This is a genomic window from Bacteroides luhongzhouii, from assembly GCF_009193295.2.
GTDB classification, from domain to species: Bacteria; Bacteroidota; Bacteroidia; order Bacteroidales; family Bacteroidaceae; genus Bacteroides; species Bacteroides luhongzhouii.
Genome location: NZ_CP059973.1, coordinates 592,205 through 606,484, shown reverse-complemented (window position 1 = coordinate 606,484; position 14,280 = coordinate 592,205). Strand labels below are relative to the sequence as shown.

The 14,280-nt window shown below is 41.8% G+C and carries 12 protein-coding genes; 5 read left to right on the top strand and 7 right to left on the bottom strand.

The features are described 5' to 3' along the window. Positions 1-146: 146 nt before the first annotated feature. Together glsA and gad are read right to left on the bottom strand one after the other, a co-directional pair. Positions 147-1,112 carry a glutaminase A gene (gene glsA / locus GD631_RS02260; protein WP_008026136.1) on the bottom strand — a complete coding sequence of 322 codons (966 nt, stop codon included), beginning with the start codon at positions 1,110-1,112 and terminating at the stop codon, positions 147-149. Between the two features lie 9 nt (positions 1,113-1,121). Further along, positions 1,122-2,564 carry a glutamate decarboxylase gene (gene gad / locus GD631_RS02255; RefSeq protein WP_143260187.1) on the bottom strand — a complete coding sequence of 481 codons (1,443 nt, stop codon included), beginning with the start codon at positions 2,562-2,564 and terminating at the stop codon, positions 1,122-1,124. A 467-nt stretch (positions 2,565-3,031) separates the two neighbouring features. Here gad and GD631_RS02250 point away from each other — a divergent pair, with 467 nt between their 5' ends. Continuing rightward, on the top strand, positions 3,032-4,306 hold the full coding sequence (locus tag GD631_RS02250; RefSeq protein ID WP_143260188.1) for an MFS transporter: 1,275 nt from the start codon (positions 3,032-3,034) through the stop codon (positions 4,304-4,306). A gap of 3 nt (positions 4,307-4,309) precedes the next feature. Next, positions 4,310-5,209: a DMT family transporter gene (locus tag GD631_RS02245; RefSeq protein WP_143260189.1), complete on the top strand. Its 900-nt coding sequence runs from the start codon at positions 4,310-4,312 to the stop codon at positions 5,207-5,209. A gap of 52 nt (positions 5,210-5,261) precedes the next feature. Here the strand turns inward: GD631_RS02245 and GD631_RS02240 are convergent, their stop codons facing one another. From GD631_RS02240 to GD631_RS02230, 3 genes are all read right to left on the bottom strand, one after another. Continuing rightward, positions 5,262-5,654, bottom strand: a complete 393-nt coding sequence (locus GD631_RS02240) for an HIT family protein (RefSeq protein WP_143260190.1) — start codon at positions 5,652-5,654, stop codon at positions 5,262-5,264. A gap of 51 nt (positions 5,655-5,705) precedes the next feature. Further along, on the bottom strand, positions 5,706-6,170 hold the full coding sequence (gene greA / locus GD631_RS02235; protein WP_032811363.1) for a transcription elongation factor GreA: 465 nt from the start codon (positions 6,168-6,170) through the stop codon (positions 5,706-5,708). 181 nt (positions 6,171-6,351) lie between these two features. Beyond that, positions 6,352-7,503 (bottom strand): TlpA disulfide reductase family protein, encoded by a 1,152-nt coding sequence (locus GD631_RS02230; RefSeq protein ID WP_004316642.1) that lies wholly within the window; start codon positions 7,501-7,503, stop codon positions 6,352-6,354. A 196-nt stretch (positions 7,504-7,699) separates the two neighbouring features. On the opposite strand from GD631_RS02230, the gene pnp reads away from it, so the two are divergent. Next, complete coding sequence (pnp, locus tag GD631_RS02225) at positions 7,700-9,826, top strand: polyribonucleotide nucleotidyltransferase (protein WP_004311937.1); 2,127 nt, start codon at positions 7,700-7,702, stop codon at positions 9,824-9,826. A 494-nt stretch (positions 9,827-10,320) separates the two neighbouring features. On the opposite strand, the gene GD631_RS02220 is transcribed toward pnp, so the two are convergent. Then, the gene (locus tag GD631_RS02220; protein ID WP_143260191.1) at positions 10,321-10,584 is read right to left on the bottom strand and encodes a hypothetical protein; all 264 of its coding nucleotides are present in this window, start codon (positions 10,582-10,584) and stop codon (positions 10,321-10,323) included. A gap of 218 nt (positions 10,585-10,802) precedes the next feature. Here GD631_RS02220 and GD631_RS02215 point away from each other — a divergent pair, with 218 nt between their 5' ends. Together GD631_RS02215 and GD631_RS02210 are read left to right on the top strand one after the other, a co-directional pair. Further along, complete coding sequence (locus GD631_RS02215) at positions 10,803-11,282, top strand: helix-turn-helix domain-containing protein (protein WP_009040168.1); 480 nt, start codon at positions 10,803-10,805, stop codon at positions 11,280-11,282. A gap of 29 nt (positions 11,283-11,311) precedes the next feature. Beyond that, positions 11,312-13,069 carry an ATP-binding protein gene (locus GD631_RS02210; RefSeq protein WP_143260192.1) on the top strand — a complete coding sequence of 586 codons (1,758 nt, stop codon included), beginning with the start codon at positions 11,312-11,314 and terminating at the stop codon, positions 13,067-13,069. A gap of 147 nt (positions 13,070-13,216) precedes the next feature. Here GD631_RS02210 and buk read toward each other — a convergent pair whose 3' ends face one another. Continuing rightward, complete coding sequence (buk, locus tag GD631_RS02205; protein WP_143260193.1) at positions 13,217-14,278, bottom strand: butyrate kinase; 1,062 nt, start codon at positions 14,276-14,278, stop codon at positions 13,217-13,219. Positions 14,279-14,280 lie beyond the last annotated feature (2 nt).

Here is a 14,280-nt window from a genome sequence, read left to right as displayed (position 1 = left end):
TATGCTTGTGTGTGGATAAAGACTGATGGAGCGACGTCGGGCGTAAAATGTTGAAAACCAATAGGAGATTACTTTTCTTAAAGAAAAAGGTTACTATCGGGAGATAGTAACCTTTACCTACTTATAAAAGAGATCGAGAGAGAGTTTTAGTCAACAACGGTGATATGGTTGTTGCTAAACACATTTAATTCCAGCTTGTTCATGATGTATTGAATAGCTAACTGCGCTTTCACGGAGTTGCCCGATCCATCCAAAGGAGGAGCAAATGCAGCAATACCGAACTGTCCGGGCAGTACACCCATCACACCACCGCCCACACCTGTTTTGGCAGGGATGCCGGAAGTGTACATCCAGTCGCCGGTATGTTCGTAGAAACCTACTGCGGCAATCATGGCAGTGATTTTAGGAGCCAGCGTGGCATCAAAAACTTCTTTCTTGGTCACCGGATTTACGCCACCGTTGGCGATTGTGCCGGCTGCAATGGAAAGCTGCAATGCAGTCACTCCCAATGAGCACTGACGGGTGTAGAGGTCTAATGACATATCCGGATCATCATAAATCCGATTATAATTTTTCAGCAACCATGCGATAGAACGGTTGTTGAAGTTGGTATCCGATTCGGACTTGTACAATTCATCAATCAACTGTGGGGCGCTGCCGCATAAATCGGTCACGTTTCCTACGATGGCATCCCATTTCTTGGCAGAGTCGCCAATGGGCTGCACCATGCTGCAGGCAGAGATAGCTCCGGCGTTTACCAACGGAGTAGACGGATGGTCGTTCTCCAGCAAGATGGCGATAATTGAATTGAAAGGCAAGCCTGTTGCGTCGGCTCCAATCTTGTCCAGGATTTCTTTGGCACCATATTGGCGCAGTGCCAGAATAGCCGTATGTACTTTGGATACGGATTCTATACCGAAGCGGTAGTCAGTATCTCCCACATGGATGGTCTGCCCGTTGAGCAGGCAGACACTGATTCCAAAGAGATCTTTGTTGACATTTGCCAGGTAGGGGATATAGTCGGCGTTCTTGCCGCCGGTATTAGTCTTTACCTGATCGTATGCCTCCTGTACCACTTCTTTCAATTGAGCGAGTGTTACTTTTTTATCCATAGATTCTTTTTATTTTTTCACGGTTTTACGATGACCGCCGTGGTTGAACATCTTAGCTTCTACCGGAAGATTCTTTTCTTGAGCCATACGGGTAGGAGTAGGATATTCCAGTTTTTCGAGTTCGGCGATAGCGTTGTTGATGTCGCCCAGTAGCATATCTGCCATATCACGGCTGAATCCCTGACGGACAACGACACGCATCACTACATAATCTTCCAGTTTGGAAGGCAATGTGTAAGCAGGAACCATCCAACCATGTTGAGACAATTTGTCTTGCAAATCGTACAAAGTCCATTTAGCCTTCTTTGCATATTCCGGTTTCAGATACCAGATGAATAATGGGTTCACAACATCTTCAGAGTAGTTGACAAACGGAACCATCTTGGCTATTTCGCTGTGGATATATTTAGCAATTTGCAGGGAATTGTACTGTACTTCTTTGTAACCCTGGAATCCTAAACGGATGAATTGATAATATTGTCCCAGGATTTGTGCGGCCGGACGAGAGAAGTTCAAACCTACCTGTGTAATGTTGGCACCCAGGTAATTTACGCTGAATGACATTTCTTCGGGCAGATATTCTTTGCCTTTCCAGCAGACCCATCCGAGTCCCGGATATACCAAGCCAAACTTATGACCGGATACGCTGATAGAAAGTACCCATTTCAAACGGAAGTCCCATTTCTTTTCCGGATACAGGAACGGAAGGATGAAACCACCACTGGCGGCATCTACGTGGATAGGAATGTCATAACCGGTCTTGGCATTGTAGGCATCCAGTGCTTTGTCCAATGCTTCGACGTCATCATTCAGTCCAGTCCATGTAACGCCTTGAATCGGTACGATACAGATGGTGTTTTCATCACACATTTTTAAAGCTTCTTCGGGGTCGAGAGTGGTTTTTTCGAGTGTCAAAGGCACTTCACGCATTTCAATCTGCCACAACTGTGCAAACTTTTCCCAAACAACCTGGAAACCTGTAGAAATAACAAAGTTTGGTTTATCAAACGGTTTGCCCTGTGCTTGTCTTTTCTTGCGCCAACGCAGCCAAGCGGCTACACCACCCAGCATACATGCTTCTGAAGAACCGATAGCCAACGCACCTGTTTTCCAAGTGTCTTTTTCGGGGGAGTTCCACAAGTTGGCAACGATGTTGATACATTTACCGTTCATCACTGCGATACGCGGATATTCTGTTTCATCAATGTAGTTGATGTTAATGGCCTCATTCATCAGCTTAGTGGCGTATTCATCCATATAAGTGGTAACGAAAGTAGCCAGATTCAGACGTGGTTGGGTTTGAGCAAATGTTTCATCTTTCACCATTTGATAGGCGACTTCAGGAGTAGTAGGTCCATCAGGTATTTTCTCTACCGGAGAGGGTTGTAACATTCTGTCTGAACCAAATACATCGGTTTTTGCATCACCTTTTCTGAAATTTAAATCTTCCATACTAATTTGTTTTTTTAAAGGTTTAGGGCGATGGGGATTTTCCCCGTCGAATTTCCCACAACAACAGCAGATAGTTTTGAAAGTTTCCGGGTTTTACATTATTTGGCGTTTATTAAGGAGGGGAGTCTTCTTGTTTGGAAGAACTTATGAGGAGTATCTTTTCCCTTTCGAGAAGAGAATATTCTCATCGTAATGAGAAAAAATACTCAATATTATGAGAAAATTTTCTCACTGCGATGAGAATTTTTTCTCATAACAGTGAGAATAGTTTGAGAATATAACCTTCTTCGTAGTATCTTGTAGCGGGTAAACTCCCTGATTAAGGTTGACTACTTTTTATCTTATCACTGAATTGACTTGATAAGAATAGTCCCGATATCTCTAAATGAAGTATGTTTATTGCCTATTTGAACTTTATAAAGCGACTATTGTTTTCTTCAAACCTAAACTTTTAACGAATAAGCATTATGAAGATACAGACGGGACGAGGAACAATTCCTCTTATCACTTTAATTGCCATCTGGTCTATTTCGGCATTGACTTCATTGCCGGGACTAGCTGTTTCACCTATATTGGGTGACCTTACGAAGATATTTCCGAAAGCTACGGATCTGGACATACAGATGTTGACCTCACTGCCATCATTGCTCATCATTCCTTTTATATTGCTGGGGGGTAAGCTGACAGAGAAAGTCGATTATGTCCGTGTATTGAAAGTCGGACTCTGGCTTTTTGCCGCAAGCGGCATTCTGTATCTGATTTCCAATCGAATGTGGCAGTTGATTGTGGTAAGTGCCTTGCTTGGTATCGGCTCCGGACTTATTATCCCTTTATCTACCGGCTTGGTTTCCAAATATTTTGTAGGGACTTATCGGGTGAAACAGTTCGGATTGAGTTCGGCCATTACTAATTTCACGTTAGTGATAGCAACTGCCGTGACGGGCTATCTGGCAGAAGTCAGTTGGCACCTGCCTTTTCTTGTCTATCTCCTCCCGTTGGTTTCCATCCTGCTGGTAGGACATTTGAAAGAAGACCGCTCCGGAGAAGTCGCTTTTACAGCATCTTCTTCGTCTGCAGCAGCTACTACGGCGACGGAGACGAGTCCGACAGAAGACAGCAAAGCTGCCCGGCAGTCTGCCATAGACATAGGAGGCAGCAAATATGGTATTCACATCAAACATCTGATAGAACTGATGCTTTTTTATGGAGTGATTACATATATTGTGGTAGTAGTGATCTTCAATCTGCCTTTCTTAATGGAAAAGCATCACTTCTCCAGTGGTAATTCCGGACTGATGATTTCGCTTTTCTTCCTGGCCATCACCGCTCCGGGCTTCTGCCTGGATAAGATTGTAGGCTTGTTTAAAGAACGTACGAAGACATATAGCCTGTTGTCGATAGCATTAGGCCTATTGTTAATTTGGATAGCTCCGATTGAATGGCTGATTATTCCCGGATGTATTCTGGTCGGTTTAGGGTATGGCATTATCCAGCCCATGCTCTATGATAAGACCACACAGACCGCATTGCCGCAAAAGACCACGTTAGCTTTGGCATTTGTGATGATGATGAACTACCTGGCTATTTTGCTCTATCCCTTTATCGTCGATTTTTTCCAATGGGTATTTCATACCCAATCACAAGAGTTTCCGTTTATTCTTAATCTGCTGATTACCATTGTGACTCTTTTCTGGGCATACCGGCGCCGTCATACCTTTTTGTTTAACGACCAATTGAAATAAAAAATGAAGAATAAGAAACTGGAAGCCAATCTTAGCATGGCCGTCTCGAAAGTTTTTAGCGGTTTAAATATGAATGCCCTGAAGTATCTTCTGCCTTTGTGGATGAGTCCGCTGACAGGGGCAACCCTTCGCTGCACATTTGCGGCAGCAGCCTTTTGGGTAATCGGGTGGTTTATGCCTCCGGAGAAATCATCTGCCAAAGACAAATGGCTCCTCTTCCTGTTGGGAGCCTTGGGGCTTTACGGCTTTATGTTTCTCTACCTGGCCGGATTGAGTAAAACAACCCCTGTTTCCAGTTCCATTTTTACCAGCCTCCAGCCTATCTGGGTTTTTCTTATGATGATATTCTTTTATAAGGAGAAGGCGACCACTAAAAAAATCATAGGAATTTCTATCGGTCTGATAGGAGCATTGGTTTGTATCTTAACCCAGCAAAGTGATGATTTGGCGTCCGATGCTTTCACGGGAAATATGCTTTGTCTTCTTAGTTCTGTGGTATATGCTGTCTATCTGATTCTTAGTCAGCGTATTCTGACTGCCATCGGAGCAGTAACAATGTTGCGATATACTTTTTCCGGTGCTGCCGTATCCGCCATGATCGTAACGTTTATTACAGGATTCGATGCTCCGGTATTCTCCATGCCATTCCATTGGACACCTTTCCTTATCTTGATGTTCGTATTGATTTTTCCGACCACCATCAGTTATATGTTACTGCCTGTCGGTCTGAAATATCTGAAAACAACGGTGGTTGCCATTTATGGTTATCTGATTCTGATTGTAGCAACTATTGCTTCCCTTGCTTTGGGGCAAGACCGTTTTAGCTGGACGCAAACGTTTGCCATTATTTTTATCTGTATCGGAGTTTACCTGGTTGAAGTAGCCGAGAGTAAAGAGAAATAAAAGAAAAAGGCATTCTGTCACAGAATGCCTTTTATTATTTCATCATCATGTTTTATAGAGAGGAGTTGATCGCTTGTGCTATGGATTTGAATTCTTCATCTGACAATTTCAGTTTAGAATTCGAAAACAACATATCCGATTCCTTTTGAATAGGAATTAAATGAATATGTGCATGAGGAACTTCCAGTCCGATAACCGCTTCGCCCACCTTTTTGCAGGGGAAAGCTTTTTCAATGGCACGGGCCACTTTCTTTGCAAATACATGCATAGCAGCCAGGTCCTCATCGCTCAAATCGAAAATATAGTCTACTTCCTGTTTGGGCACCACCAATGTGTGTCCCTTTACCAACGGATTGATATCGAGAAACGCAAAAAACTTTTCGTTTTCCGCCACCTTGTAGCAGGGGATTTCGCCTGCGATGATTCTACTGAATATTGTTGCCATAACTTTTATTGATAAATTAAGGCAAGCCCCATAAGGAGACCTGCCTTTACGTTAAATTGATATGTTTACTACTTCCAATGCAATTTTACCTTGTGGAACAGTGATTTCGGCTACATCACCCACCTTCTTGCCAAGCAGACCTTGTGCAATTGGGGTGTTAACGGAAATCTTTCCTTCCTTCAGGTTAGCTTCACTTTCGGAAACGATGGTATAAGTCATCTTCATACCGTTCTTTACATTCTTCAGTTCCACTTTATTTAAAATCTGTACAGAATCTGTTTTCAGTTTAGATTCATCAATGATTTTTGCGTCTGCAATGGTAGCTTTCAATTTGTTGATGCGCATTTCAAGCATACCCTGCGCCTCTTTGGCAGCATCGTATTCTGCATTTTCAGACAAGTCTCCTTTATCTCTGGCTTCGGCTATTGCCGCAGAGATCTTCGGGCGTTCCACTGTTTCCAGTTCCTTCAGTTCCGCCATCAGTTTCTTGTAACCTTCTTCTGACATATAAGCCATGATGTTTTCCTCCTTTAATTGTTTTAAATGGTCATATAAACAAAAAAGAATTCCAACATGAGCCATGTTGGAACCCTCTTATCATTATTTCTTTGCAAAGATAGACTTTTAAGTGATACGTGTCAAGCGAAAAAGGATGCTATGTAACATATTTAAATGAAATATGCTAAATTATAACAACTTAGAGCAATGACTTGACAGCTGCTTCCAAATCCTTGATATCTTCGCCACGAAGCTTCAATTCGTTGTTACGATTAATCAAAAAGATAGATGGAACCTGACGAACATTATATACAGCTACGTTTGTAGAATATACTCCGTTTCCATCGCGTACACAAACCCAGGGAAGATTGTCTGCCGCAGTTTTCCAGTAGTGTTCGTCCGCATCGAGAGATACCTGGTATATTTCCAATCCTTGTTTTGCGTATTCATTATATAGTTCGCGAAGCATCAGGTTATGAGGAGATCCGGCAGGCGACTGGAATACAGAGAAATCGAGCAATACGACTTTTCCTTTCAGGTCGGTCAGCTTGCGCACATTTCCTTTCACGTCACGCAGGGCGATGTCGATAATTCCGGTTTCCACTATTTTCTCTTGGGGAATCTCCAATGCTTTTGCCTGTGGCTGGCGCGTGTTCTTCATTCCTTTGATTACAATATTATAAAGGTTCTTGGAACGTACGGCATGAGGGAACGCATTGTTGAGGCTCGTAGCAACAGCAGCGAAACATTTCACATCGTCTTTATTGTTCAACGGATCGAATATCAGATAATTATTGAGTTTTTGGAACAGGGCAAAGTAAGCGGCTGCCGTGTTGGGAGCAGCGAAAATATAGTTCACTTTGACATCTTCCTTATAATTGTTGAGCAATGTTGCCAGACTGTCTTCGAACACATCATGTCCCATTCTGTTACTGCGTAAAGCTGCCAGCAAGTCGTCCACCTCTTTTTGAAGGCGGATCTGCTTCAACGTCAGCTCTTTTATCTTGTTGCTGTTTTCCGAACCTTCCACCGTGTAAGTCGTGGAGAAATCCACATACGGAGCTTTGATCTGAATCGTTTCGATAGAATCTACAGAAAAGTTGATGATTTTGTCGTCAATCCGCAAGCGATAAAATTCGGGTGATTCGGGACGAGGCTGCTTGAAACTGAATGTGCCTTCCCCCTTCAGCTTCACTGAATCGAGCGGAACAATACCTTCCAGACCGGAAGCTTCGAGATAAAGCATTTTACCGTCGGCTCCTGATACATCCCCGTTCACCTGGAATTTAGGACCGGAACTACAAGCTGTAATAGTAAGTGCGGCGAGCGCTGCAAAAGTAACCTTTTTCATATAGTGTGTGTTATTAACGAGATGCAAATATACTTCTTTTCGAGATTAGTCAAAGCATTTTGCCGTGTTCTTCATCCTAATTTTGAAAAAAAATCAGTTCACTACTAACTTTTTACCTCATTTCCACCTGATTACCACGATAAATGTATATCTTTGCAGGAATTTTGAAAGAAAAAGTATAGATAAAACAATTTTTATGATTAACCCAATTGTTAAGACAATCGAGTTACCTGATGGAAGAACCATCACACTCGAGACGGGAAAGTTGGCAAAACAGGCAGACGGTTCTGTAATGCTCCGCATGGGCAACACCATGTTGTTAGCTACTGTTTGTGCCGCTAAAGATGCAGTTCCCGGAACAGATTTTATGCCTTTACAGGTAGAGTACAAAGAAAAATTTGCGGCATTCGGCCGTTTCCCTGGTGGTTTCACCAAGCGAGAAGGTAGAGCTTCTGATTATGAAATTCTGACTTGCCGTCTTGTCGACCGTGCTCTCCGTCCTTTATTCCCCGATAATTATCACGCAGAGGTATATGTGAACATCATCCTCTTTTCTGCTGATGGTGTGGACATGCCGGATGCATTGGCAGGACTTGCCGCTTCTGCAGCACTTGCCGTTTCAGATATTCCTTTCAACGGACCGATCTCTGAAGTACGTGTAGCGCGTATCGACGGACAGTTCGTTATCAATCCGACTTTTGAACAACTGGAAAAAGCTGACATGGACTTGATGGTAGCCGCTACTTATGAGAACATCATGATGGTAGAAGGTGAAATGCATGAAGTATCCGAAGCTGAATTGCTGGAAGCAATGAAAGTAGCTCACGAAGCTATCAAGATTCATTGCAAAGCGCAGATGGAGTTGACTGAAGAGGTTGGAAAAACTGTAAAACGCGAATACAACCACGAAGTAAATGACGAAGACTTGCGCAAGGCTGTTCGCGAAGCATGTTACGATAAGGCTTACGCAGTTGCCGCTTCAGGAAACAACAACAAACACGAACGTTTTGCTGCTTTCGAAGCGATCCGCGAAGAATTCAAAGCTCAATTCTCTGAAGAAGAGTTGGACGAAAAGGCTGCATTGATCGACCGTTACTACCACGATGTAGAAAAAGAAGCCATGCGCCGTTCTATTCTTGACGAAGGTAAGCGTTTGGATGGTCGTAAGACTACTGAAATCCGCCCGATCTGGTGTGAGGTAGGTCCTCTGCCTGGCCCTCACGGATCTGCTATCTTTACTCGTGGTGAAACACAGTCATTGACTTCTGTTACTCTGGGTACAAAACTGGATGAGAAGATTATCGACGATGTTTTGGAACACGGAAAAGAACGTTTCTTGTTACACTATAACTTCCCTCCTTTCTCTACAGGCGAAGCAAAAGCACAACGTGGTGTGGGCCGTCGTGAAATCGGTCACGGTCACTTGGCTTGGCGTGCTTTGAAGGGACAGATTCCTGCTGATTATCCGTATGTAGTACGTGTGGTTTCAGATATCCTCGAATCTAACGGTTCTTCTTCTATGGCTACCGTATGTGCCGGCACATTGGCATTGATGGATGCAGGTGTGAAGATCAAGAAACCGGTATCGGGTATCGCTATGGGACTGATTAAGAATCCGGGCGAAGAAAAATATGCTGTATTGTCTGATATTCTGGGTGACGAAGACCACTTGGGAGATATGGACTTCAAGGTGACCGGAACAAAAGATGGTATCACTGCTACACAGATGGATATCAAGGTAGACGGTCTGTCTTACGATATTCTGGAACGTGCTTTGAACCAGGCTAAAGAAGGACGTATGCATATCCTTAATAAGATTACTGAAACAATTGCCGAACCACGTGCCGACCTGAAAGAACATGCTCCACGTATCGAAACGATGACAATTCCTAAAGAATTTATCGGTGCTGTGATCGGCCCTGGTGGAAAGATCATCCAAGGTATGCAGGAAGAAACTGGTGCTGTGATTACTATCGAAGAAATTGATGGTATGGGACGCATCGAAGTTTCCGGAACAAACAAGAAATGTATTGATGATGCAATGCGCATGATTAAAGCAATCGTTGCTGTTCCTGAAGTAGGCGAAGTTTATAAAGGTAAAGTTCGTTCTATTATGCCTTATGGTGCATTCATCGAATTCTTGCCGGGCAAGGATGGTTTGCTGCACATCTCTGAGATTGACTGGAAACGTCTGGAAACAGTAGAAGAAGCCGGAATCAAAGAAGGTGATGAAATCGAGGTAAAACTGATTGATATCGATCCGAAAACTGGTAAATTCAAACTTTCTAGAAAGGTTTTGTTGCCAAGACCGGAAAAGAAGTAAGAAAACGTAGCTTCTATATATAATGAAGGCTGTTTCAAATTTAATTTTGAAACAGCCTTATTTTTTATTAGTATCATTCGGGGGTGAACTGTTTTATATATAGAGTTAGTATATATTAGATTTATCCAGTTTATTAAAACCCTTAAAAAGATGAAAGACACCTTGTTATATTTTCCCCAAAAAAGAATCGGAAAGTACCCCCATACTTCCCGATTCGAAACAGTCAAAAATCGACCTTAATCAATTTATTAACTTAACACGTCGCAAAGATATGAGAAAAATTTCTTTGAAAGAGCTTTTTTGCTCAAAAAGTTTATGGTACAGGCAAATATACCAGTTAATAAGGTCGTTTTTCTTTCTTTAAAACCAAAGCTTCATTCCTTTAAAAGGAACGGCCCCTTCCTTTAAAAGGAAGAGGCCGTTGGTTTTAAAGAAACCGGTGGGGTGTTTATATAGAGATTAGGATTAATGATTTTTCAATTATATAAATCCGTTTACAAGTTTGTTTTATACTCCTCTTTTATTCGTTTTATGTGTGCGAAGTTCTTTTCCAGTAATTCATTTAACTCATAATCTGAAAAACAAGCTCCTAAGTGGATCGTGCTTTCTGCTTCAAAATCAAATGATTCGTTGTCTTCATTCACCACAATTTCAATTTTCCCTTGTGTATCTGTAGAGATCACCGTATTGTATTTAGTCATCAATTCTTTGAGCTCTTTTATGAACCTGTATTCTTTGTTTGTCAATATTCTTTTCATGTTCGTAAGCTCTTTTGTTTGTTGCCCTTTCGTGCGGTAAAGTTCGTGATAATTTAACACATTATGCGCTGTTTGAAGTATTCATTTTATTCTATTTGTCAGGTTGTAATATTCCTTTTATCCATATTATCACATCTATTCGTTTTTTTCGTATATTTGCTTCGAGCGAAACTTTTCATTTGTATATTTGTTGGATTTTAAAAAGAAAGAAAATAAAAATGGAAACAGAAGAATTGACAATTGGGAGAGTCCATCACGGACGCAATATACGTCGTACCCGTATTGAAAAGAATATGAACCAGGAGGGTTTGAGTGAATTAGTACATCTCTCACAACCTGCTGTTTCTAAATATGAGAAGATGAAAGTGATTGATGATGAGATGTTGCAGCGTTTTGCACGTGCATTGAATGTCCCTTTCGATTATCTCAAGACTTTGGAGGAGGATGCACAGACGGTGGTGTTCGAGAATAATACGGTGAATGATTCGGAACAAAATACAGGTGGGGCAAAGATTAATATTGGTACTGTGAAATCCTATACCGAAGATACTGACAGTAGTAATGATAATCGGGTAAACAATTTCAATCCTATCGACAAAATCACTGAACTCTACGAGCGTCTTTTAAAAGAAAAGGATGAAAAGTATGCAGCATTAGAACGCCGTTTGCAGAATATTGAAAAAAGTCTGCAGAAATAAGGGACAGATAAATTGAAAGGAATCGCAATATGATGAAACAAATACCTTACGGAATAACTGATTTTAGCCGAATTCAGAAAGAGAATTATTATTATGTAGATAAGACAATGTTCATTGAAAAAATAGAGATGCAACCGCCTTATCTGTTTCTGATACGTCCCCGTAGATTTGGGAAGAGTCTGACTTTGGCTATGTTAGAGGCCTATTATGACGTAAATCATGCTGAACTGTTTGACGAGTTGTTTGGTCAGCTATATATAGGTCAGCATCCGACGAAGCTCCACAATCAGTTTCTCATCATGCGATTTAATTTTTCGGAAGTGAGTTCCAATGTCAACGAAGTAGAGCTATCATTTAAGCTACATTGTTGTAGCAAACTTAAAGATTTTGTCTTTAAGTATGAAGATTTGTTAGGAAAAGAAATTTGGGATGTTCTTGATGAGAAAATACAAAAAGAACCCGGTGCTTTTCTGTCTGCGATTAATTCCTATGCTACCCGTAAGAAAAATATTCGTATTTATTTACTCATTGATGAATATGATAATTTCACCAATACCATTCTTTCGACTTACGGTACGGAATTTTACAGGAAAGCAACGCATGGCGAAGGTTTTATTCGTGGCTTCTTTAACGTGATAAAATCCGCTACTACCGGAACCGGAGCTGCTCTTGAACGGTTGTTTATTACCGGAGTGAGTCCGGTGACGATGGATGATGTGACTAGTGGCTTTAACATCGGAACCAATATCACAAATGATTCATGGTTTAATGATTTGGTTGGATTCAGTGAGAATGAGTTACGTGAGATGTTGAAATATTATAAAGGGCAGGGAGTGCTTCAAGAATCTATAGATGAAATAGTTGCCATGATGAAACCCAATTATGACAATTATTGCTTTAGTGAAGATACATTGGAACAGTGTATGTTTAATTCTGACATGGCACTTTATTTTCTGAAATCTTTTGTACTTCATCATAAAAAGCCTAAAGAAATTGTAGACCCTAACATTCGCACTGACTTTAACAAGTTGGCATATTTGATAAAATTAGATCACGGATTGGGAGAGAATTTTTCTGTTATAAAGGAAATAGCCGAGCAAGGAGAGATTGTTACTGACATTGTTACTCATTTTTCTGCATTGGAGATGACGGACCCCAGTAATTTCAAGTCTTTATTATTCTATTTCGGACTTCTTTCCATTAAAGGTGTGGACATGGTGGGAAGGCCCATTTTACATGTACCGAATTTAGTTGTAAGAGAACAGCTGTTTAATTTCTTGATACAAGGCTACATCAAGCATGATATCTTTAAAATTGACATGAACAGGATGAGTGCTTTATTTGAGAATATGGCTTTCAGGGGAGACTGGAAACCTTTGTTCGATTTTATCGCCAATGCTGTTCGTGAGCAAAGCCGTATCCGTGAATATATTGAAGGTGAAGCGCACATTAAAGGCTTCTTGCTTGCCTATTTAGGGATGTATCGTTATTACCAGCTCTATCCGGAATACGAATTGAATAAGGGTTTTGCAGATTTCTTCTTCAAACCTAGTCCGTCGGTTCCCGTACTGCCTCCTTTCACCTATTTGCTTGAGGTGAAATATGCAAAAGCCGGTGCTTCGGAAAAAGAAATATGTGCCCTTGCTGATGAGGCGCGCGAACAGTTACTTCGTTATAGTGAAGATGAGCTGGTGGCAGAAGCCAAGGCGAAAGGTGAGCTGAAGTTAATTACTATTGTTTGGCGTAGCTGGGAACTTGCCTTATTGGAGGAAGTAATTTTTTCTTAAGAAATAAGTATTATAAATGTTACTGTAAGGTTTGTGGTTCATCCATTTCACCTGATTCTTGAAACACTGATAAATAAGGAGATAGCAGGTAAAAGTATGGAGTAAAATAAGATGAAGCCGATGGAACTGATGAATCAATAATTTGCATTACTTATAAACTTGTATGGGCAACTCTCCTTTCAAAGCTCCTATTGCATTAAAAGCTAATGACTCCATTTCATTCTCTCCCGGATAAACATAGATGGGAGCTAGGAAAGAGATTCTTTTTTTCAGCCTTGAAACCACATAGTCCGAATAAGCGATTCCTCCTGTCAGGAGGATAGCGTCTATTTTCCCGCAAAGTACAGTAGCACTGGCTCCTATCGCTTTTGCGACATTATAAATCATGGCGTCCAGTATTAATTCCGCCTTTTTATCTCCTTCTTCTATCGATTGGATGATGGCGGGTACATCGGTCGTGCCTAAATGAGCAGTCAATCCGGCACGTCCGGAGATACGTTTCTTCAATTCGTCTTTGGTATGCTGACCGCTAAAACAAAGGTCGATCAATTGACCGGCAGGAAGTGTGCCGGCGCGTTCCGGTGAGAAAGGACCTTCGCCGTCCAACGCATTGTTGGCGTCGATGGCTCGTCCGTGATGATGGACTGCGACAGAAATGCCTCCTCCTAAATGGCAGATGATTAAATCCAACTCTTCGTATTGCGTCCCTTGCTCTTTGGCGAAACGCCGTGCGATTGCTTTTTGGTTCAAGGCGTGCCAAATGGTAATTTTCGGCATTAAAGGAGAACCTGTAATGCGAGCTATATCTTCCAGTTCATCCACCACTCCCGGATCAGCGATGAATGCCGGGCAGTTGGGCAGGGTGGCGGCCAGTTCGCTGGCAATCAGTCCTCCCAAGTTGCAAGCATGGGTGCGCATGGCATGTACTGTATCACGTTTCATAGCATCGTTCACCTCATACACTCCGCCCGGTATCGGTTTCACCAAACCTCCGCGTCCGATGATTGCGTCAAAAGAAAAAGGAATCTTGTTGTTCTCCAATTCTTGTAATACCAGATTTTTCCGAAATTCAAACTGATCTATTACCTCGGGAAAAGCGGACAGTTCTTCTACGGAATGTTTTATATTGCTAATAAACAGCGGAGTCTCGTTTTCGTAAACTGCTATCTTTGTAGAAGTAGAGCCGGGGTTGATAACCAGTATTTTCATGA

Excerpts from the sequence above, each read along its gene's own strand:
- glsA (WP_008026136.1), bottom strand. The coding sequence starts at position 1,112 with ATGGATAAAAAAGTAACACTCGCTCAATTGAAAGAAGTGGTACAGGAG.
- gad (WP_143260187.1), bottom strand. The coding sequence starts at position 2,564 with ATGGAAGATTTAAATTTCAGAAAAGGTGATGCAAAAACCGATGTATTT.
- GD631_RS02250 (WP_143260188.1), top strand. The coding sequence starts at position 3,032 with ATGAAGATACAGACGGGACGAGGAACAATTCCTCTTATCACTTTAATT.
- GD631_RS02245 (WP_143260189.1), top strand. The coding sequence starts at position 4,310 with ATGAAGAATAAGAAACTGGAAGCCAATCTTAGCATGGCCGTCTCGAAA.
- GD631_RS02240 (WP_143260190.1), bottom strand. The coding sequence starts at position 5,654 with ATGGCAACAATATTCAGTAGAATCATCGCAGGCGAAATCCCCTGCTAC.
- greA (WP_032811363.1), bottom strand. The coding sequence starts at position 6,170 with ATGGCTTATATGTCAGAAGAAGGTTACAAGAAACTGATGGCGGAACTG.
- GD631_RS02230 (WP_004316642.1), bottom strand. The coding sequence starts at position 7,503 with ATGAAAAAGGTTACTTTTGCAGCGCTCGCCGCACTTACTATTACAGCT.
- pnp (WP_004311937.1), top strand. The coding sequence starts at position 7,700 with ATGATTAACCCAATTGTTAAGACAATCGAGTTACCTGATGGAAGAACC.
- GD631_RS02220 (WP_143260191.1), bottom strand. The coding sequence starts at position 10,584 with ATGAAAAGAATATTGACAAACAAAGAATACAGGTTCATAAAAGAGCTC.
- GD631_RS02215 (WP_009040168.1), top strand. The coding sequence starts at position 10,803 with ATGGAAACAGAAGAATTGACAATTGGGAGAGTCCATCACGGACGCAAT.
- GD631_RS02210 (WP_143260192.1), top strand. The coding sequence starts at position 11,312 with ATGATGAAACAAATACCTTACGGAATAACTGATTTTAGCCGAATTCAG.
- buk (WP_143260193.1), bottom strand. The coding sequence starts at position 14,278 with ATGAAAATACTGGTTATCAACCCCGGCTCTACTTCTACAAAGATAGCA.